Origin of the sequence: Sporosarcina sp. P7 (genome assembly GCF_002743425.1) — a bacterium.
Taxonomy (GTDB): Bacteria; Bacillota; Bacilli; order Bacillales_A; family Planococcaceae; genus Sporosarcina.
Genome location: NZ_PDZF01000001.1, coordinates 151268 through 170208 on the forward strand (window position 1 = coordinate 151268; position 18941 = coordinate 170208).

Consider the following 18941-nt stretch of genomic DNA (forward strand, 5'->3'; position numbering starts at 1 on the left):
ACAGCCGACAGAAGATCCTGATCTTCTATCGGCTGTTTTTACCGTACACCCAAATATTCTTCTAGAGTAATGCCACGTTTAAATAGTTGTTCAGCTGTATCTTTTCCGATATACCGATAGTGCCAAGATTCATGCATGTAACCAGTCATTTCTTCTTTCCCTTTGGGATAGCGAAGGATAAATCCGAATCGATGGGCATTGGCAGCAAGCCACTTAGCCGCTTCCGTATCACCGAACGAATTCGACGCCCAATGTTTTTCATGATTGACTTCACCTATATCAAATGCAAGCCCTGTCTGATGCTCAGAATATCCAGGGCGTGCACTATAACGATCGGCCGCCTCTCGCCCATCTCTATCCACATAACGGTTGTATAAGGTGGATTGATATTCATACGAACGATACGTACTGAACGCCTGCAGATTAATGCCCGATATAACGGCTTCTGCTGCTAACTCATTGAATGCTTCTCTCGCTTCTGCGCTTTCTCCAGGGGCATAGTCTTTCGGTAAAGGATATTGTTTATTGACAAGTAATACACCTTTAATGAGCTTCGGTTCTTTAGGTAACTTCTGCCCTTTTATATAACCAGTGGGATTGGAAGGTTTTATTGGTTTTTGTGGCACTGCTGGCCCTATAGAATTTTCTTCTTGTATTTCTTCTCTGATTAATGGATCTTCTGGCTTCCGAAGTGGCGCTTCACTCGGCATGTCTGATGGGGATGTATTTTCCTGGCTACGCTTTGTCGGACCGGTACTCTCTGAATCCGAAGGCCCTTCTATTTCTAGAAAGTCGACAGTTGGTTTTGATCCATTTTGAATACGATCAACCGCATTTTCTACGCTCCAGCCGTTCGTTCCTATCCATAACACACTACCCGAAAGGATAATTAAGAGAAGAACAATCCCACCATCTATCCATTTGTTTTTCCGCCTACGCTTCTTGGCGGAATATTCATCATTTTTATTTCTCATGCTATACCCTGCTTTCTTTCTAAATCGCTTATTACACTACCAGTCTATTTTAGATCCAAATTATGCTCTGTTTCAAACTACGTATTCTAGTGTATCACCATTTTTCTTTTTCGTCTGTCTATGCTAGTATTTACGTAACTTAAGATTCAGCCATTATTGTGAGGTAGTGCATGTGAATAATCAACGTTGGCTCTCGATGAGCTTTTTTATATTTTTCTTTACATGGGGGATCTTTTTACCTTATTGGACAGGTTGGCTGACTTCAGCAAAAGGTCTTTCGGTAACACAGGCTAGCGTCATGATGGGTGTAGGGATGATCGTTAGGTCTTTTTCCACGTTCTTCCTATTTCCGTACGCTACACGAAATATGTCACTCCTGCGTGTTATACGTTGGACTATTTTTTTATCCTTCGTTCTCGCGCTTGCTTATATTCCCGAAAGTCCTTTTGCGATTCTATTTGGATTGACGGTTTTATTCAGCTCCATTTATCCTATCATCCTTCCGAGCGTGGAAAGTGGTGCATCTTTATTGATGCAACATGGACAAATTCATTATGGCAAGAGCCGCTCATTCGGTTCAATCGGCTACACTGTCGCCCTGCTCTTGATCGGTACGGTAACGGCAATCTGGAGTGAACAAGCTATTTTGTATATGATGATCATCGGACTCGGTATGGGCTTGATATTTTCCTTTCAATCCGTTCCTGTCGTATTGCAATACCATCCAGTTGGAGATTCCGTAGCACAGAAGGGTCAGCTGCGAGCTTTATTCGCCAATAAATCGTTTGTAATCGTCTTATGTATTGCGATTTTACTGCAAGGCTCACATGCTTCGTATTATAACTATGGGTTTATCTTTTTGGATGACATGGGAATCAACGGTTTTTATATCGGATTGATCCTCAATATCGCAGTGCTGTTTGAAATCATATTTTTCACACAGGCGGATCGTTTGCTTACCGGTGTTAAGACGTCGACGATTTTCCTAATAGCCGCAATTGGTTCTTCCATTCGTTGGATTTCCATTTTTCTCTTCCCTATGACTAGTGTATTTATTGCAACACAAGTTCTTCACTCGGTATCATTCGGCATGGCACATTTTGCATTCATTCAATACCTATCAAAGAGCGTGCCACATCGTCTCATCGCTCCTGCGCAAGGTGTCTATGCAGCCGTGGCATTGAGTCTCAGTATCGCGATTTTGACATTCCCTGCCGGATACTTGTATGACCAGTCACCCCGCCTTGCATTCCTCGTTATGGCTTTTTGTTCCGTAGGAGCATTGACGGTAAGTTTTGGAACAAGGCATCATATTTCTCGTAAAATTGAATAAAAGGAAAGGCCGCTGTTTTATTTGCGGCCTTTCCTTTGCTTAAAACAGTAAGATGTACGCTAATGCTCCTAGTGAACCTACTCCGAAACCTAGTGCCATCCAAAGCATCCATTTCGCTTCACGCATCAAACCTTCGTTTCTATACATAATGGTTCGTGCGGCATTGGTGAAGGTAAACATGATTAGCATGAACAAAATGGCGAATTCTAAATTTAACTTGATGATAAAGTACAGCGCTGCTGCGGCAGAAGCTGTAATTGCCAAGCCCATGATCCATTTCAATTTCATGCAACTCTTCCTCTCCATTGTTGGCAACAAAAAAAGCCGGTATGCACCAGCTTTCAGAGTACCTTACTTTTCTTCCGCTACTGGCGGTTCAACATGTTTAAAGTAAAATTTACGTCCAAGATACGTTTGGAAAATTAACAGTAATCCTCCGACTGCCCAATAGAGTGGTAATGCAGCCATTACAGTATACGAAATGAACATAATCATAATAGGTGACATGTAAATAAATAACTTCATTTGTTTCTGTTGCTGTTCAGGCATCGTCCACAATGACACGCGTGCTTGGACAAAGTATACAGCTCCGGCTACTAACATCATAATAATATCTGGTTCACCTAGTTTAAACCATAAGAATTCATGATTTTTCACTTCAGGTGGTGCATAAAGTATAGCAAAGTATAGGCCCATGATGATTGGCATTTGAATTACAAGCGGTAAACAACCCATGTTTAACGGATTGACACCATGCTTAGAATACAATCCCATCATTTCCTGTTGAAGTTTCATTTGCTCTTCCTTATCCTGAGCTTCCTTAGATGCTTTCATACGCTTTTGGATATCTTCCATTTCTGGTCTTAATCCATCCATCTTTACCTTCATCTCTTGTTGAGATTTATAGTTCTTTAACATCAACGGCATCAAAACTACACGAATCGCTACGGTAATCAGTACGATCGCAAAGCCATAATTCCCATTGAACGCTTCCCCTAGATAATGAAGCAACCAATCCATCGGTCTAACAAATGTACTGTAAAAAATACCTGTTTTGTTTTCTACACCTGAACAACCACTTAAAAACACAGCAGTAATTGCTAGTAAACTTACGAGTCCTATTCTTTTCTTCAATGATTTCACCTACGCTATCTCAAACTAAAGAAAAGTATACAGCAAACAGCGGTAAATTTACAGTGAATCACCTTTTTTTAAAGTAAATTGAAAGTAATTTCTATCTAGTTCCTTCCGAAAGCGTCTAGGCGTTAATCCCGTATACTTCTTAAAGACACGTGTGAAATAACTTTGATTACAAAAATGAAATCTCTCTGCAATTTCTGCAATCTTTATAGTAGAGAAACGTAAATAAAACTGTATCTCTTCGATTTTACGGATTGTAATATATTCTACTAATGTAACAGATGTATGTTCTCGAAAAATGCGAGAGAGGTGACTTGTACTAACATTGAAATGTTTTGCAATTTCATCAACGATTAATGGATTTTTAACATTTTCATTTATGTACTGAATGACTTCATTAACCGTTTCATGCGACAGCGAAGGTTTTATTTTTCCTTTCAAGATGTAACAGTAAAACTCGACTAATTCGTCTCCAATTTCCACCAAGTTTTCTCTATGCAGATTGGTTTCGATCATTTCTATACAAGCCACATTAAAGATAAAGGCATTTTCTTCAGTAAAAATAGATTCTTTTTGTAAGCGTCTTGTGATAATGGAAGAAAGGATAATAAAATAATATTTTACTATTTCATATGAATGTCTAGGTTTATATTCATACAGAATCTCCCTTATTTCCTTAAGACTAGAACGTGCACCGTCTTTCTCCAGATTGAAGATCTGCGTAAGAAATTCTTTTTCTAGATAAAAAAACAACTTTGCTTGCTCTGTGTTTCCCTCTTTCTCAATAACACGGATCAAATCCAAATTAGACGCTTCTATATTCTTGCTCGTCATGAGTATCACCCCACTCATTCTATATATATGACTACGCAAGATCTATTACTATATATACATTATTTTACCTTATCCCCCACAATTATCTACCCCTTATGTAGTTAACGCTATATATGTATTAAAGCGCCCCTTTATAAGGGGCGCTTTTAGTATTTTACTATGATGAGGTTTAGTTGGATTTATTATTTTTTTCCGCTTCCTTAGTTGATTCATCTTTGTTATATAGCGGTTTGTTATCATTCGTATCTTCGTTTTTCTTGTAAAGACCATCTTTTTTTGCGGCATTTTTATCTGGATCTTGTACTTCTTGATTGTAGTAATGAACACTTGTCTGTGCTCCCTCAGATACCATGTTGTTATCTCTCAAATCTGTCGGATCTGAATGTCCAACTTTTTCAGTCGCTTGGTCAACCAATTTATTGTTATTAACAAATGTGTCTACTTTTTCTTTCAACACACCTACTGTTTCCATTGCCTTATCACGATTTTCCTTTTTACTAAAGAAAGCGTAAGCACCTGCTGCAAGTGTTGCGAATAATAACCCATTTGATTTTTTAGCCATATTTACCATCCTCCATCGTAATGTAATTGTAGCGAATTTCTACCTACTGCTTAATATACCCCACAGTCTTACTTTCAAACGTCTACGGCTTGGTTAGTTGCTTTGTAATTTTAAACTTAGGATGCAAATGACTTTTGAAGATCATTTCTTATTTTACGAATAGATCATAGTTTATGAATTACTTCAGGTGTCGTTAGTGTTTTCACCGCATAGTAGTTTTGCAAAGCCCAATTTGTTATACTATGTAGAAAGAGAACTAGAGGTGAGATCACTATGATTCGTAAAATGACAGTAGAAGACATTCCAGATGTTCAACAGATTGCCCATACGGCATGGCAACATACATTTCAACAACATATACCTACAGAAGTGATCAAAGCATATATTGAGCGTACGTATTCTGATTTAATGCTGAAGAAGCAATTGGAAAAGACCATGGTATTGCTCGCAATAGACGAGCTAGGGAATTCTATCGGATATTTAAGCTATACGCCGATTGATGTAGATGGTGAGAGTGAATTAACAGCGCTTCATATGCTTCCTGGGTGTTGGAATAGCGGATACGAGGAAGCATTGTTAAAAGAAGCACTTGTAACGTTACAGGAAGCTGTAAATGTCGATGTGTATGTCGATCAAAATGATATAGCACTTCAAGAATTTTATGCAAAACAAGGATTTAATTTTGTTGAGTCGTTCCCTGAATTATTTGAAGGTGTTTCCGTGAACATTCTTCATTATTCATTGCCCATCACACAACCTGCACATACTTGACCAAAGTGTAGATGAGTTACTAGAAAGACACCGTTTACTACTCAATCGGACACTTTCTAGTGAGTATGGTCGTCTTTCACTTAAAATAAACTAGCATGTTTTCTTTAATTACAGAGTAACTACTAGAACGTATACTTAAGACCCTTTTCTTAAAGAAAAGGGTCTTTTAATGTCAGTTAGTATTTAGTTCATCCAGTTAGATTGTGTTGAGACGTATTCATCAGATGAAGGTTCTGGAGCCATTGGGGATTTCTTTGTGAAACAAAGAATGGCCGCGATGTAGAGTAGGATGGATGGCAAGGATAGGAATCCACCTAACAGGCCTGCAATAATGAATAATATACCAGCCGTTTTTGGATTCTTATTGTTCCAAACCTTTACTAGACCGATAATATTCAATACTAAACCTATAAATGCTACCACTACCAAAACCCATATGATAGTAGAAAAAGAGCCCATAAACGACATGAACATATCCACTTCTTCAGTGTTTAATACTCCTTCACTCACAATGCCTTTACGGAATTCATCCATGAATGTTGGATCCGTGCTTGCCATATTCCAAATGAACGCTACTAACGCAGCACCTAAAACGCTCAGTGTCAATAAAACAGCCGATATGATACCGAGTACGCGCTCTGCCGTACGATTAATCATTCCACTTCATCCTCTTCTGCTAGTTTTTTCTCTATTAACTATACGTACAAAAATGAGAAAAGTTTCATAAAGTGATGGGGAACTTTTAACGCGTAGCCATTCAGTAAAACCACTTATGCTTTTACGTCGTTGTATTCATCACTTCGGTCGAACGCATTCACGACATACGAACAAACCGCTTTCATCTTTAATCCTTTTTCACGTGCATTATCGGCTGCTTGGTCAAGCAATTTTTTGGCGACACCTTGGCCGCGTAATGAATTGTCTGTATAGGTATGTGTCATCGTCATAATCCCATTTTCTTCAGTCCACTCGATTTCCGCTTTCACATCGTCCGCTACTTTATATTGATACGCGTACTTCGATCCGCCTAACTTCACGAGCTCAAAATCAATCCCTTCACGCTGCTCAATATCTTTATTTTCACTCATGCATATCCCTCCTTTGTAGTTATACGTCTACTCTGTAACGTACCACAATGACAACTTAACTAAACAAAGATTTAAGAGAATCCGCCATATTTCTGAAAAACTCTTTTACCTTTTCCCAGAAACTTGGATCGATATTGCCTAATTTATCTTTAATTTTTGATGTCATGTCAGAGAGTTGTTCGTTAAGCTTCGAGAAGTCGATATCAAGTTTAGAAATACGATCCATTAAGTCAATTAACAATTGACGATCTGCTTCGTTCAACTCTATATTAAATTTCTGCAATTGATCATGGACAATTTGTTCTACGTCTTCCTTCGTTGCCGGCTTTTGTTCCGAAATCTGTTTTTTTATTTCCGTTAGCAATTTAGCTACTTCATCTTGATTAACGCCTGCTTTTTCTGAAAGCTTCGTTGCTAGACTCAATTCATCATTTGCTACATCTGTACGTTCAGTATCAAGAACCTCTCCTGACACTTCATATGCCTTGTAGATTCCAACGAGAGCAGAATGACCCGTTACCTTTTTGGGAGCCGCGACTTCTACTATGGCGTCTTCAATACCTGCTGTCGTCATAGCCGTTGCATACATGTCTGTCGTTACTTGCGTAATATTGTCTGGCGTCACAATATTGATGACAAGGCCTTCGCCTTCTTCTTGTCTAGTGATCTTGGCAGAAGAATACATTCGGGCATTTCGGTCACCGCCAGGAATATACTTGATTAAATCATTGCCGTCCACTGATAATTCTTCCACTTCAGCTTCATTAGCGACTGTTAAACTTTCTTTAACACTCGCTTTTTCACTATCCGATAAATTTGAACCATATACTACAATCGGAACTCCCAGTTTTTCATTGATGACTTTATCTGCTGATACCACAGCCGGTGCTATGATTGCGACCATCATCATGAAAGTCAGTAGAGAGGCTAATCTTTTTTTCATACAGTCATTCCTCCTTGTTCTATATGTATAGATACGTTGAGGCTCATAAGAAAGTTGCGTTTATGATTATATAAGTGTTGTCCAACCGTCTGTTTGTGTAATTCTTCGTTCTCTCATCAACGTACCAAGTGCACGTTTGAAGGCACCCTTACTCATCTGGAACATCTCATCTATTTCTTCAGGAGTAGATTTATCGGTAAATGGCATTTTACCGCCCGACTGGTGCAAATACGCTAAAATTTGTTCGCCATCTGTTTGTAAACGGTCTTGTTTCCTTGGTAATAATGAGCCGTTCATTGTGCCGTCTTCATGGACTTCAATAATCCGAACATCTACTTCTTCACCTAGCCTCGGCTCAGCTTTACGCTCTGTTTCGTGAACGAAAATACGTTGGATGTCTTCTGTCAATAGGAACGTACCGATTGGCAGCAAGCGGTACGCTCTTGCTTTGACATTCTGATTGTACATATCTGCTTCCGCTATTGTATAGTGCTCCTGGATTCTTTCTTCAGTCACTAGACGTCCGAACAAGTTGCCGCCTGGATCTGAACGTAGCGTCATATATAATTCATCACCTGGCTGTGGCCATAGTTCTTTGATTTGTGGAAAGTCCGCTCGATTGATTAGCACTTCAAAAGATGCACCAATATCTACGTAGGCCCCTTCATTTCTGTCCAAACGAATAACTTTTGCCCATCCGAATGAATGAACTGTAACGGACGGAATTTGCGCAGTACCTGTTAGTTCGCCTCTTCTGTTGATATAAAGAAAAACTTCTATTGTCGAATGCTCTTGTGCATCGGGTGCTTCGGATTCATTCATATAGATTTCTTCTCCGGCAGCGTCCAATACAAAGCGTGATCCTTCTTTGCGAAGTATTTTGAGCGTTGCAAGTGTACCTGGCTGTAATAATGTCATATAGGACAATCCTCTCTAGAGTGCTTTACTTTTTAATTTTTTTATAAATTCAGGATCAGACTCAAGTGTCTCTACTAGGTCAGTAATACGATCCATCGCATTCCAACTTAAGTGATGTTCAATCCCTTCTACGTCTCCATAGATATTTTCTTCTTCCACACCTATGATACGCAGGAATTGTTCCAGTAATTCATGGCGATGCACAAGTTTTTTACCAAAGCGCAAACCGCGTTCTGTCAATGCCAATCCCCGATAGCGCTCATAGTGTACATAGCCTTCACGATCCAGCCGCTGGGCCATTTTGGTTACAGACGAAGGGAGTACCGAAAGCGCCTCTGCCACGTCGGACACACGCGCTTCACCTCTTGTTTCTAATTGTAAATAAATTTGTTCTATATAGTCTTCCATACTCGGTGTAGCCAAACTATCGCCTCCTCATTTGACTCTCAACATCCACCCTTTCAAATCTTAAAAGTTTAAGATTTGAAAGGGTGGGTAATATACTTACATAGCAAATAACAATGAAAAGGAGTTGATTCATCATGGGTCGTTTATTATGGCTTATTATCGTAGTTCTAATAGCATTATGGGTAATTGGTTTAGTAGCAAATATTGGCGGTGGCTTAATCCACACACTTTTAGTAATTGCTGGCATTATCTTTGTCATTCAATTAATAACTGGAAGACGTTCGATATAGTGAAAACTAGCTTAAAGTGCTCCTTCTGTGATCAGGTAACTATCGCATACACACATGTGTTGCGTAGGCCTTGCCCATTCGCAGAAGGGGCATTTTTGCGTAAAATCCCTTCCAGTTCAAAATTTGTTCGTTTTGCTACTGCACGACCTTTACTATGGTTCTCATCACAAACCAATTCAATCCGCACAGCCGATAAATCTGTAAATGCAAACTCCACAAGTTCTTTGATCGCTTCTGTCATATAGCCTTCACCTTCAAACTTTGTATCCAGCCAATACTCTACTTCAAACTTACGAATGCTCCAATCGATATGATGGAAACCTGCGCAACCAATGAATTCACCCGTTTCTTTTAAAAACAGATGAAAGTTCAAAGATTTTCTACTGATGAATTCAGAAACTGAATGGCGTACATATTCCTCCGTCGTTTCAATCGTCATATCCTTCTGCGCCCATCCAGTCCACTTACGTAACGTAGGCATTGAATGTGATACCGCACCCCAAACATCCATCACGTCGTTTAATTCAGGCGCTCGAATATGTAGCCGTTCAGATTGTAGCTGTTCTTTAAAACCGGGTATGCTCTTAACATCACGTTCTCGGTCTTCCCAACGCACAGGCGTTGTTGTTCCAGCTTCATAATCTTCTCTCGTCATTCCATATGTTACCGCATCATAATACGTATTCTCTTTCGGAAGGAACCATGCTTGGCGCAAATGTGCTTCCTTTACAAAACCGGCCCGCTCAAACGCTTTACGCATAGCCGCATTATCATGGCGTGTATGTCCTTCTATACGAATCTTATGCTCCGGTAATTCGAACACGTATTGCGTAAGTTTTTTCAGCGCTCGCGAACCATAACCATAACCTCTAAAATGATCAGCAATCCGCAAGTCGAATAATGGTACATCTTCTTGTAAGTCATAGACTTTTACGATTCCCACTTTTTCGTTTTCATTATTCTCAATCCAGAATGTCTTTACGTCATCAGATGCATAGCCGCCTTCTTCAATCGACTTTTCAAGCAACTCGCGACCTGGCTGACTACTATCATGGTAAGGCCATGAGTTTGTCGTCATAAACTGAATAAGTAAATCTTGTTCTTCTATCGTCCATTCTTGTAAGCGCATTAAAATTCCCCCATCATGACTACAGGCGGCTCACATGATATTATATCGTTTGCTGGGCTTCAATTGCATGTTCGTATGCAATTTTCACTAAGTCCGCAACATGCTCGTCTGCCAAAGAGTAGTATACCATTTTTCCACGTCTTTCCGATTTAGCCATTGAATGATCCCGTAAATAACGTAAATGATGAGAAGCGGTAGCGGATGAAGATTGAATCACTGCCGCTACATCACAGACGCACATTTCTGATTCCAATGTCAGTGAATAAGCAATCCGCAAACGTGTTTCATCAGCTAGTGCTTTAAAGATTTGTACCATCTCCGTTACATCAGGAAGCTCTTTTCGAATTTTACGAACTACATCTTCGTGCACAACGGTTACTTCACAAGCATCTTGATTTAACACTTTATCACCCCATTCAGTCGACTACAGATTACGGTAATTATATAGATAGGACAGTAAAAAATCAATTGACTCTCCTGTTCATTTGAATCAACTATTGCTTTGTATCTCCTGTGTTTTGTCCATGGATTTTTTCATATAATTCATCTTCTGTGGAAATATCCGCCAACTTAACTTTCGATCGATAAGCAGCACGGATAATTACATGCCCCGCTACCGGTGCTGTTAAAAATACAAAGCCGATCCCAAGAAGCAATCGTACGCTAATAAAGTTTTCGGAGAAGAGAAAATAAACGAATGAACCGGACAATGTCAATAACACTGCCAACGTCGAACTTTTCGTTGCCGCGTGTGACCGAGTATAGACGTCCGGTAAGCGGATCAACCCAAAGACACTCAACATACTGGCAACAGCCCCTGTCAAAATCAACAAAGCCCCTATAAATTCACCGATCTCGCTCCCGTTCAACTATTTTCCCCCTCTCAATAAATTTTGAAAATGCGATCGTTCCGATAAAGGAAAGAATTCCAAGGATCAAGATCGCTTCCAAAAATGCTTTTGTATTTAAAATCACCGACACGACGGCAATTGTAGCAATTAAATTCACACCGATTACATCGAGTGCTACCACACGATCCGGTAGGGAAGGACCTAAGATAATTCGGATGACTGCCACCAAAATAGTCAGCGCGAATAGTATGACCGATATTGTCAGCATACCTGCTATCATCGTGTCACCTCCATAATCGCTTTCTCGAAGTTCTTCAGTTGCTTAATTAATCCATCCCGCGACTCTTCCACGTCCATTGCATGAATATATAACTCATTTCCCTCAGAAGATACCTCCATCACGACCGAGCCTGGTGTTAAGGTGAGAAGCATAGACAGCATGGTCACTTCCACATCACTCGTCAAAATCGTCTTGTATTTAAAAATACCTGGCTTAATACGTAGTGTAGGTCTCATGATTTGGGAGATGACTACTATACTGGACTGCGTTAGTTCACTTATAAAGATTAACAAGAGCTTGCACGCAGCATATACTCTGCGTAAATAGAAATGCGTATCGAAAAACCGACTCATGACAAAGATAATGCCAAGTCCGACTAGAAACCCCATGAAAAATGTCGTGAATCTCAGTTCATCCTCATCCATCAGCGTCATCCATAAAAATGCAATGAATAAATTTAGCAGAAGCTGTAACGGCATGTCGTCTCCCCCTCCCTACTCTAAATTGTCCCCCATCACAGCACGTATATACTGTTCCGGATTTGTTAAGGCATTGGCCGCATCTTCTATATAAGGCGACAGCAGTTCTGCACCTATACCTAATCCAACTACGAGTATTGCAAGTAATACAAGCGGCAAACCAATCGTCTTTTGAAAAGGCTTATGATCATCCTCACTAATTATGGTTTCGCCCCAAAAACTATTGAGGAAAATACGAAGAAGTGAATACAATACTCCGATACTCGATAAAAACGACACTGCAAGCAACACGTAAGAGCCCGTTTCAATTACACCTAACCCTATGTATACTTTTCCAATAAATCCGCTGAATGGCGGGATTCCAGAAATCGCAAGCATCGTTAAGAAAAATAACCAACCGACTAACGGATAATTTCGAATTAAGCCGCTGATTTCATTGAACTTCGAACGTCCTGTCAAATATACGACAGTCCCCGCCAATAAAAATAGCAACGCTTTACTCACCATGTCATGAATCAAATAATAGCTCGCACCTTGAAATGCAGTATTCGTAGCAACCGCCAGACCTGTCAACACAAAACCAACGGAAATGATGACGTTATAGGAGACGATCTGACGTATATCAGAATATGCAATCGCTCCGAGACAACCCGCGATCATTGTGACACCGGCTAGCACGCCAATGATTTTATAGATAACTGGATCATGTATAAATATTAATGTGAACATGCGGTACAACGCATAAATACCGACCTTCGTCAGTAATGCGCCAAACAGTGCCGCTACCGCAATAGGAGGTGCGGAATAAGAACCAGGCAGCCAGAAATAAAGTAGCAAGCCCGCTTTTAAGCTAAAGACGATCAAGAAAATAATCGCGATCAGCGTCAACAGAGGTCCTTGTCCCGTTTCTGCTACGCGTACAGCAATATGTGCCATGTTCAACGTGCCTAGTACACCGTATACATATGCGATACCCAACAAGAAGAACCAAGAAGCCAGCACATTGATCAATACATACGTCATACCTTCTTTTAACTGTGTTTTACGTCCTCCAAGAGTCAGCAGTACATAGGAAGCTAGTAACATGACTTCAAAACAAACAAATAGATTAAATAAATCGCCAGTCAGAAATGAGCCATTGACTCCTGCCACTAAAAATAGGAAGAAGGGATAGAAAAACATCACTTCTGTTTCAATCCCTGTCGTAGCGAATGCATACAGCAAAATTATACTGGAAACGACGCACGCAACTAATACTAATAACATCGCGAAGGAATCGCCCACAAACAAAATTCCATGTGGTGGTAACCAATCTCCAAAATCCAAACGCATGATGCCGTTCAGGTGAATATGTTGGAGACAATAGGCTGCCACAGCAGCAGAAGCTATCGTCGTCAGCACACTAAGTATACGTTGAACACGAATATAAGGGCGTAGGAATACTAACATCACACCTACTAAAACAGGCAAGATCATAGGCAATACCAATATATTATTCATCTTCTTGCCCTCGCAATCCAAGTCCAGACTCTTGATATACACGGTACGATAATACGAGTAAAAATGCTGTCACCGCGAAACTGATAACAATCGCTGTCAGAATCAACGCTTGCGGCAATGCATCGGTATATTCCGCTGCAGTCTCTGTTAGCAAAGGGACCTCGCCCTTTTTTAAACCGCCCATCGTCAATAATAATAAATGAATGGCATGCGACAGAATTGCTGTTCCCAAAATAATTCGCAACATTTCTTTTGATAAAAGTAAATAAACGCCTACTGCCACTAGCACACCTACCAGAAGGGTAATTAATGTCTCCATTACTCCACATCCTCACTGATTCCCAAAATAATCGTCACGACAACACCGAGGACAGTCAGTGCGACTCCTGCTTCAAAAATTGTCATCGTTCCAAGTTCTGTCTCACCAAAAACCGGTAAGTCCACAAGCCAAGTGGTTTGTGACAGGAAAGACTCACCGAACAACAACGACAGCATTCCTGTACCTACCGCAAGAAACACACCAAATGCCGCCACTCGCTTAAAATCAAAAGGCGTTCCTCGGTGAACTGTTTCTATGTCATACACTAAATACAATAATACAAACGCAGAAGAGAGCACCAGTCCGCCAATAAAGCCACCGCCTGGATTATTATGTCCTGATAAAAAAAGCTCCACGCCAAACGTTAAGATAATGAAGAATACGATCTTCGTCACCGTTTGTAAGATCACATCATTTTTCTTCAGGGTGATCCACTCCCTTCTTGCGACGCAACTTGACTAATGAAAAGACACCGAGACCTGCAATAAATAATACCAATACTTCAAGCATCGTATCGAATGCACGGAAGTCACCAAGTATCGTATTCACTACATTTAAACCACCTGCAAGCCGTGATGCTGTTTCATAATAGACGGAAATAGACGGATACAACGAATGGCCTTGCACGAGCAAAGCGATAACAGTAACAGCCACGCCGGAAGCCACCGCGATCAACCCATTACGTACTCGCATGGAAATCGACTTATGCTCGTTTTTCCATTCCGGTAAATAATAGAAGCACAATAAGAATAGTACGGTTGTAACCGTCTCGACAATTATTTGCGTCAACGCCAGATCTGGTGCCCGGAATACAACAAATAGAATGGCGATAGAATAGCCAAGCACACCGTTAAGAACAATGGCAGTAATCCTGGATTTAGCAAATAAAATCGCTACACTTGAACACATCATAACGAAAATAATGATACTTTCATTCATCTCAATTTCCGCATCATTCGAAAAGTCGAAAACGAATTGCTGAAAATCAAGCAAACCTATACTGACCAGAGTAATGAAAAACAGCATGATATACGCAACGTAATCTCGCACTGAACCAGTCATATACGTTTTCGTCACTACAGAAGCCAGTCGTTCAATTCGTTGTAATAATGCATTATAGGAGCGATCAAGCGTCCATTGTAAAAAGCCCAAACTGTAAATCCCTTTCCAGTAACGCAAGAAACCATACAATAAAATCCCTGCGATAATTACACCGATTGTCATGAAGATTGGCATCCCAAAGCCATGCCACACTCGTATTTCTGGAACTAGACCAGGCAACCCCACAAATTGCGGATATACCGCATTCATTGCTGGTCCTAAAATATACGTACCGAGCAGATTCGGGAAGATGAAAATAAGTACGACCAGACTGCCAAGTACCATAGGTGAAATCAACATCTGAATCGGTGCTTCATGAGCAGGTCTATGTCCAGGAAGCGGTGCATGTACTTTGCCGAAAAACGTCTGAAATACTATGATCATACAATAAATGAACGTGAATATACTGCCGATCCATGCAATGATTGGGAACAACAACACCAATGAATCCACTGATAATAGATTCGCTTCTTTTAATGACAGCATCGCTTCAAAAAATAATTCCTTACTTAAGAAGCCGTTAAATGGTGGTAGTCCTGCCATGGAAAAACTGCCAATCAGTGCAATAGTAAATGTAATGGGCATAATCGTTGCCAAGCCACCAAGTCGTTGAATATTACGTGTACCTAGCTCGTGATCTAAAATTCCGACGACCATAAATAAAGAACCTTTAAAGGTGGAATGATTAATCAAATGAAATAATGCAGCGAATGTAGCAGCGGTGAATAACGCGATGTGCGTGCTTTCAGAAGAAGCAAATGCCAATGAGCCGATACCAAGCAAACTCATAATCATACCCAGTTGACTCACTGTTGAGAACGCGAGCAAGGCTTTCAAATCTGTTTGCTTTACCGCGTTGACAGATCCCCACAACATCGTCAATAACCCTACACAAGATACGACATAAAACCACGTCGTATCACCTGCGAAGACCGGGGTAAATCTCGCTACTAAATAAATACCCGCTTTAACCATCGTAGCGGAGTGTAGGTAGGCACTAACAGGCGTAGGGGCTTCCATTGCGTCAGGTAGCCAGATATGGAAAGGGAACTGTGCGGACTTCGTGAATGCGCCAATTAACACAAGCAACATAGCAGGTACAAACAATGAATCTGCCGCAATCACTTCTCGCATAGCGATTAACTCTTGTAAATTGAACGTTCCTGTAATGGTGTATAGCATTAAAAATCCGACTAACATGAAAATGCCGCCAGTGACGGTAATCAGCATCGATTTCTTTGCTCCGTATCTTGACTGCTTTCGGTGATACCAAAAAGCAATGAGTAAGAAGGAAGAAATGCTCGTCAATTCCCAAAACACATACAGGACGATTAGATTATCGGATAACACGACGCCTAGCATAGCTCCCATGAACAACAGTAAATATGTATAAAAGCGACCGATCGCTTCCCGTTCTGAAAGATAGTAAATGGAATACAATACAACCAGACTACCAATTCCTGTAATCAATAAAGCAAAAATTATACTTAGTCCATCCAAATGTGTGGAAAAATAGACGTCTGCAGAAGGTATCCAAGGCAACGTGTATAAATAGGAAGCTCCTTCAGAAAGCGAAGGAACAAGACGAATCAGTAAGACAAACAAGAAAATTGGAATGGTGATGACAAACCAACCAATCCGACTACCGGTCAAAAATTTATGTATAAATGGAACCAAACAAGCTGCGATAAATGGAATGAATATTGCCAGTAAGACGGTTATCAATCCAACACCTCCTAGAATTAATTGATTATTAATGTCAATAGAATACTCAGAGACTCTTGACTGAACACTGTACGTTATGCATAATGGGACTCTAAGCAAAATGTACATTCCCTACTCGAAAGTATACACTACTTTAGTAAAAACCGCATAAAAAGCGCGGTTAGTATACAGTAAGGCTACGTTCGTAATCCTATATAGGATGAGGTTCTCTGGCGGAATTGCAGCGGAAAGCATCCTCCTAAAGTGTGAACCAGTAATAATTAGTTTATTGAATTTGAAGAGGTGATGAGTCATTATGGGCAAAATGAAAAGCCGTATGGACGAGGGAATTCTCGTTTGTGTGTATTACGGTCCAAATGGTGAACGTCTCATTAATAGAGGATATAAAATTGCAACAATCATGGACTGTCCGCTCTATATCCTGACAGTCGACCCTGCACCACTAGATGATTTTGATGTAGAGAAATCAGAGTATATAGACCGTTGGCAAGAACTTGCGGAAGAATTGGATGTCGAAGCATTCATTATCCGCGACGATGAGAAGCGTCCAGCTGCAAAAGTTATCAAAGAAGTGGCTCACCAATACGGCATTACACAAATTATTATCGGACAGACCGCGCAAAGTCGCTGGGAAGAAATCACAAAAGGCTCTTTCATGAACGTCTTATTGAGAGAGATTCCATTTGTTGATTTCCATGTCGTGTCGGTTGATCGTGCGATAAAGAGTGAGATCGAAGGATCGTTTGAAAAAGGCGTACGTGCATATTTGATTTCCGATGGCGACGGCTTTCGTATCAACTTCACGCTTTCGAAGCATGCGCAGTATGAGGGAATCTTCTTTAAGGAGATTGGGACCGATTTTAACAACGGAATTTTTAAGTTCATGCAAAACAGTAAGATATGCCAGGTGCAGATAGAAGATGACCAAGTACTCGACCCAAGCAAGATCCAATGCAAGATACAAAATTAATATCACGAGAGGTGGCTAGAAACGGGCCCCCTCTTTTTTGCATGGATTTAAGGCACAGATCTAAGAATTTATTTAATGCGAGTTAAGTAGGTAGTACGATGGAACGTTTCCCGGCTAACAAGTCCTCTAGGAAAAATCCCATCTGAAACATCAATTCCCTCTCATCAATTAGCCAGCTATTTTCCCAATTTTTCATATCAGAAAAGAACTGTCCCGAGAGGTCGTTATGACATCGCGGACAGCTCCTGTCGCTTCTATTATTCAGAAAGTTCTTCCCCTACAATCTTCACTTCCATCTCCAGATCAATCCCGAAGTTCTTTTTTACTTCCGCTCTGACCATCTCAATTGTTTGGATGTAATCTGCTGCTGTGGCATCACTTTTATTGACGATGAATCCCGCGTGTTTAGTAGACACTTCAGCTCCACCAAAGCCTTTGCCTTGCAAGCCGCTATCTTGAATCAACTTCCCAGCAAAGTAACCTGGTGGACGCTTGAACACACTTCCAGCTGACGGATATTCAAGCGGTTGTTTTGACTCACGTTGGAATGTTAAGTCGGCAACTGCCGCATCGATTTCACACTGTTCACCTTTCGTGAGCCAAAATTCTGCGGATAGAACATAATAGCCTTCTGTAGTAATGATGCTCTTACGATATCCTAGTTCCAACTCCTCTTTTGAAAGCTTGAAAATTTTCCCTGTGTCATCCATTACAGTCGCTTGATGAATAATATCTTTAATTTCTCCACCGTACGCTCCTGCGTTCATTGCCATTGCACCACCAATTGAACCTGGTATCCCGCAAGCAAACTCTAGACCCGTTAAACAAGCTATCGCTGCTTCCTTAGACGCATCGATAATATTTGCTCCAGCTTCCGCAATCATTCTATTACCATCAATCTCGATATGATTTAGGTTCGCCATATACATTACAATTCCACGAACGCCACCGTCACGAACGACCATATTGGAACCGTTCCCGAGCAACAAAATAGGAATTTTATGCTGATAAGCATAGCTAACAATCGCTTGCACTTCTTCTATTGTGCCAGGCGCTGCGAAGACATCCGCTTTACCACCCAGACGTGTTTTCGTATATTTGTTTAATGGCTCATCAAGTAATAACCAACCGTTTTGTATGTTCTTTTGAAGATCTTCAAACCATCGATGTTTTGACATCTACATCAAGTCCTTTCAGTATACGTGTCTCCAGTTTTACGGAAACAATCTTATCCCCCTATTAGTATGCTTGCAATCAGTCCTTTTGACAAGGTTTTTCATTTTGACTTTTTTTGTTTTTTCAATTACAGTTTAGCTAACTAACTAT

The 18941-nt window shown here is 40.5% G+C and carries 24 protein-coding genes; 4 read left to right on the top strand and 20 right to left on the bottom strand.

What is annotated here, in order from left to right:
* Window positions 1–38: 38 nt before the first annotated feature.
* Window positions 39–974 carry a M15 family metallopeptidase gene (locus CSV60_RS00815; protein WP_099635729.1) on the bottom strand — a complete coding sequence of 312 codons (936 nt, stop codon included), beginning with the start codon at window positions 972–974 and terminating at the stop codon, window positions 39–41.
* A 172-nt stretch (window positions 975–1146) separates the two neighbouring features.
* Between CSV60_RS00815 and CSV60_RS00820 the strand changes: the two genes are divergently transcribed.
* The gene (locus CSV60_RS00820; protein ID WP_099632464.1) at window positions 1147–2307 is read left to right on the top strand and encodes an MFS transporter; all 1161 of its coding nucleotides are present in this window, start codon (window positions 1147–1149) and stop codon (window positions 2305–2307) included.
* Between the two features lie 39 nt (window positions 2308–2346).
* Here CSV60_RS00820 and CSV60_RS00825 read toward each other — a convergent pair whose 3' ends face one another.
* From CSV60_RS00825 to CSV60_RS00840, 4 genes are all read right to left on the bottom strand, one after another.
* The gene (locus CSV60_RS00825) at window positions 2347–2595 is read right to left on the bottom strand and encodes a hypothetical protein (RefSeq protein WP_099632463.1); all 249 of its coding nucleotides are present in this window, start codon (window positions 2593–2595) and stop codon (window positions 2347–2349) included.
* A 63-nt stretch (window positions 2596–2658) separates the two neighbouring features.
* Entirely contained in the window at window positions 2659–3441 is a 783-nt protein-coding gene (yidC, locus tag CSV60_RS00830; protein WP_099635730.1) for a membrane protein insertase YidC, read from the bottom strand.
* 57 nt (window positions 3442–3498) lie between these two features.
* Complete coding sequence (locus tag CSV60_RS00835; protein ID WP_158232962.1) at window positions 3499–4281, bottom strand: helix-turn-helix domain-containing protein; 783 nt, start codon at window positions 4279–4281, stop codon at window positions 3499–3501.
* A 169-nt stretch (window positions 4282–4450) separates the two neighbouring features.
* Window positions 4451–4843 (bottom strand): hypothetical protein, encoded by a 393-nt coding sequence (locus CSV60_RS00840; RefSeq protein WP_233189496.1) that lies wholly within the window; start codon window positions 4841–4843, stop codon window positions 4451–4453.
* Window positions 4844–5116: 273 nt separating this feature from the next.
* Between CSV60_RS00840 and CSV60_RS00845 the strand changes: the two genes are divergently transcribed.
* Entirely contained in the window at window positions 5117–5614 is a 498-nt protein-coding gene (locus CSV60_RS00845; RefSeq protein ID WP_099632459.1) for a GNAT family N-acetyltransferase, read from the top strand.
* A gap of 183 nt (window positions 5615–5797) precedes the next feature.
* On the opposite strand, the gene CSV60_RS00850 is transcribed toward CSV60_RS00845, so the two are convergent.
* The 5 genes from CSV60_RS00850 to mntR form a co-directional block, all read right to left on the bottom strand.
* Complete coding sequence (locus CSV60_RS00850) at window positions 5798–6271, bottom strand: DUF4064 domain-containing protein (RefSeq protein WP_099635732.1); 474 nt, start codon at window positions 6269–6271, stop codon at window positions 5798–5800.
* A gap of 113 nt (window positions 6272–6384) precedes the next feature.
* On the bottom strand, window positions 6385–6702 hold the full coding sequence (locus CSV60_RS00855; protein ID WP_233189497.1) for a GNAT family N-acetyltransferase: 318 nt from the start codon (window positions 6700–6702) through the stop codon (window positions 6385–6387).
* A gap of 55 nt (window positions 6703–6757) precedes the next feature.
* Window positions 6758–7645 carry a DUF1002 domain-containing protein gene (locus tag CSV60_RS00860; RefSeq protein WP_099635733.1) on the bottom strand — a complete coding sequence of 296 codons (888 nt, stop codon included), beginning with the start codon at window positions 7643–7645 and terminating at the stop codon, window positions 6758–6760.
* A gap of 66 nt (window positions 7646–7711) precedes the next feature.
* Window positions 7712–8563 carry a CvfB family protein gene (locus CSV60_RS00865; RefSeq protein WP_099635734.1) on the bottom strand — a complete coding sequence of 284 codons (852 nt, stop codon included), beginning with the start codon at window positions 8561–8563 and terminating at the stop codon, window positions 7712–7714.
* A 15-nt stretch (window positions 8564–8578) separates the two neighbouring features.
* The gene (gene mntR / locus CSV60_RS00870; protein WP_099632455.1) at window positions 8579–8986 is read right to left on the bottom strand and encodes a transcriptional regulator MntR; all 408 of its coding nucleotides are present in this window, start codon (window positions 8984–8986) and stop codon (window positions 8579–8581) included.
* Between the two features lie 119 nt (window positions 8987–9105).
* On the opposite strand from mntR, the gene CSV60_RS15735 reads away from it, so the two are divergent.
* Window positions 9106–9261: a lmo0937 family membrane protein gene (locus CSV60_RS15735; RefSeq protein WP_143560718.1), complete on the top strand. Its 156-nt coding sequence runs from the start codon at window positions 9106–9108 to the stop codon at window positions 9259–9261.
* A gap of 31 nt (window positions 9262–9292) precedes the next feature.
* Here the strand turns inward: CSV60_RS15735 and CSV60_RS00875 are convergent, their stop codons facing one another.
* The 9 genes from CSV60_RS00875 to CSV60_RS00915 all read right to left on the bottom strand — a co-directional run bounded on the left by CSV60_RS00875 (window position 9293) and on the right by CSV60_RS00915 (window position 16645).
* Window positions 9293–10390, bottom strand: coding sequence for a GNAT family N-acetyltransferase (locus tag CSV60_RS00875; RefSeq protein ID WP_099632454.1), 1098 nt, complete (start codon window positions 10388–10390; stop codon window positions 9293–9295).
* Between the two features lie 40 nt (window positions 10391–10430).
* Entirely contained in the window at window positions 10431–10793 is a 363-nt protein-coding gene (locus CSV60_RS00880) for an ArsR/SmtB family transcription factor (RefSeq protein ID WP_099632453.1), read from the bottom strand.
* Between the two features lie 91 nt (window positions 10794–10884).
* Entirely contained in the window at window positions 10885–11259 is a 375-nt protein-coding gene (locus tag CSV60_RS00885) for a Na+/H+ antiporter subunit G (RefSeq protein ID WP_099632452.1), read from the bottom strand.
* Window positions 11237–11521, bottom strand: coding sequence for a Na(+)/H(+) antiporter subunit F1 (locus CSV60_RS00890; protein ID WP_099632451.1), 285 nt, complete (start codon window positions 11519–11521; stop codon window positions 11237–11239). Before CSV60_RS00890 ends, CSV60_RS00885 begins: the two co-directional genes overlap by 23 nt.
* Window positions 11518–12000 (bottom strand): Na+/H+ antiporter subunit E, encoded by a 483-nt coding sequence (locus CSV60_RS00895; RefSeq protein ID WP_099635735.1) that lies wholly within the window; start codon window positions 11998–12000, stop codon window positions 11518–11520. Before CSV60_RS00895 ends, CSV60_RS00890 begins: the two co-directional genes overlap by 4 nt.
* 15 nt (window positions 12001–12015) lie before the next feature.
* Window positions 12016–13500, bottom strand: a complete 1485-nt coding sequence (locus CSV60_RS00900; RefSeq protein ID WP_099635736.1) for a Na+/H+ antiporter subunit D — start codon at window positions 13498–13500, stop codon at window positions 12016–12018.
* Window positions 13493–13819 carry a Na(+)/H(+) antiporter subunit C gene (locus CSV60_RS00905; protein WP_099632448.1) on the bottom strand — a complete coding sequence of 109 codons (327 nt, stop codon included), beginning with the start codon at window positions 13817–13819 and terminating at the stop codon, window positions 13493–13495. Before CSV60_RS00905 ends, CSV60_RS00900 begins: the two co-directional genes overlap by 8 nt.
* On the bottom strand, window positions 13819–14244 hold the full coding sequence (locus CSV60_RS00910; RefSeq protein WP_099635737.1) for a Na(+)/H(+) antiporter subunit B: 426 nt from the start codon (window positions 14242–14244) through the stop codon (window positions 13819–13821). Before CSV60_RS00910 ends, CSV60_RS00905 begins: the two co-directional genes overlap by 1 nt.
* Window positions 14231–16645: a Na+/H+ antiporter subunit A gene (locus CSV60_RS00915; RefSeq protein ID WP_199175223.1), complete on the bottom strand. Its 2415-nt coding sequence runs from the start codon at window positions 16643–16645 to the stop codon at window positions 14231–14233. Before CSV60_RS00915 ends, CSV60_RS00910 begins: the two co-directional genes overlap by 14 nt.
* A gap of 295 nt (window positions 16646–16940) precedes the next feature.
* On the opposite strand from CSV60_RS00915, the gene CSV60_RS00920 reads away from it, so the two are divergent.
* Window positions 16941–17615 carry an adenine nucleotide alpha hydrolase family protein gene (locus CSV60_RS00920; RefSeq protein WP_099635738.1) on the top strand — a complete coding sequence of 225 codons (675 nt, stop codon included), beginning with the start codon at window positions 16941–16943 and terminating at the stop codon, window positions 17613–17615.
* 257 nt (window positions 17616–17872) lie between these two features.
* On the opposite strand, the gene murB is transcribed toward CSV60_RS00920, so the two are convergent.
* A complete protein-coding gene (gene murB, locus CSV60_RS00925) occupies window positions 17873–18793 on the bottom strand; it encodes a UDP-N-acetylmuramate dehydrogenase (protein WP_099635739.1) in 921 nt (306 codons plus the stop codon).
* Window positions 18794–18941: the final 148 nt, after the last annotated feature.

Excerpts from the sequence above, each read along its gene's own strand:
- CSV60_RS00815 (WP_099635729.1), bottom strand. The coding sequence starts at position 974 with ATGAGAAATAAAAATGATGAATATTCCGCCAAGAAGCGTAGGCGGAAA.
- CSV60_RS00825 (WP_099632463.1), bottom strand. The coding sequence starts at position 2,595 with ATGAAATTGAAATGGATCATGGGCTTGGCAATTACAGCTTCTGCCGCA.
- CSV60_RS00835 (WP_158232962.1), bottom strand. The coding sequence starts at position 4,281 with ATGACGAGCAAGAATATAGAAGCGTCTAATTTGGATTTGATCCGTGTT.
- CSV60_RS00840 (WP_233189496.1), bottom strand. The coding sequence starts at position 4,843 with ATGGCTAAAAAATCAAATGGGTTATTATTCGCAACACTTGCAGCAGGT.
- CSV60_RS00845 (WP_099632459.1), top strand. The coding sequence starts at position 5,117 with ATGATTCGTAAAATGACAGTAGAAGACATTCCAGATGTTCAACAGATT.
- CSV60_RS00850 (WP_099635732.1), bottom strand. The coding sequence starts at position 6,271 with ATGATTAATCGTACGGCAGAGCGCGTACTCGGTATCATATCGGCTGTT.
- CSV60_RS00855 (WP_233189497.1), bottom strand. The coding sequence starts at position 6,702 with ATGAGTGAAAATAAAGATATTGAGCAGCGTGAAGGGATTGATTTTGAG.
- CSV60_RS00860 (WP_099635733.1), bottom strand. The coding sequence starts at position 7,645 with ATGAAAAAAAGATTAGCCTCTCTACTGACTTTCATGATGATGGTCGCA.
- CSV60_RS00865 (WP_099635734.1), bottom strand. The coding sequence starts at position 8,563 with ATGACATTATTACAGCCAGGTACACTTGCAACGCTCAAAATACTTCGC.
- CSV60_RS15735 (WP_143560718.1), top strand. The coding sequence starts at position 9,106 with ATGGGTCGTTTATTATGGCTTATTATCGTAGTTCTAATAGCATTATGG.
- CSV60_RS00875 (WP_099632454.1), bottom strand. The coding sequence starts at position 10,390 with ATGCGCTTACAAGAATGGACGATAGAAGAACAAGATTTACTTATTCAG.
- CSV60_RS00890 (WP_099632451.1), bottom strand. The coding sequence starts at position 11,521 with ATGATAGCAGGTATGCTGACAATATCGGTCATACTATTCGCGCTGACT.
- CSV60_RS00895 (WP_099635735.1), bottom strand. The coding sequence starts at position 12,000 with ATGCCGTTACAGCTTCTGCTAAATTTATTCATTGCATTTTTATGGATG.
- CSV60_RS00900 (WP_099635736.1), bottom strand. The coding sequence starts at position 13,500 with ATGAATAATATATTGGTATTGCCTATGATCTTGCCTGTTTTAGTAGGT.
- CSV60_RS00905 (WP_099632448.1), bottom strand. The coding sequence starts at position 13,819 with ATGGAGACATTAATTACCCTTCTGGTAGGTGTGCTAGTGGCAGTAGGC.
- CSV60_RS00920 (WP_099635738.1), top strand. The coding sequence starts at position 16,941 with ATGGGCAAAATGAAAAGCCGTATGGACGAGGGAATTCTCGTTTGTGTG.
- murB (WP_099635739.1), bottom strand. The coding sequence starts at position 18,793 with ATGTCAAAACATCGATGGTTTGAAGATCTTCAAAAGAACATACAAAAC.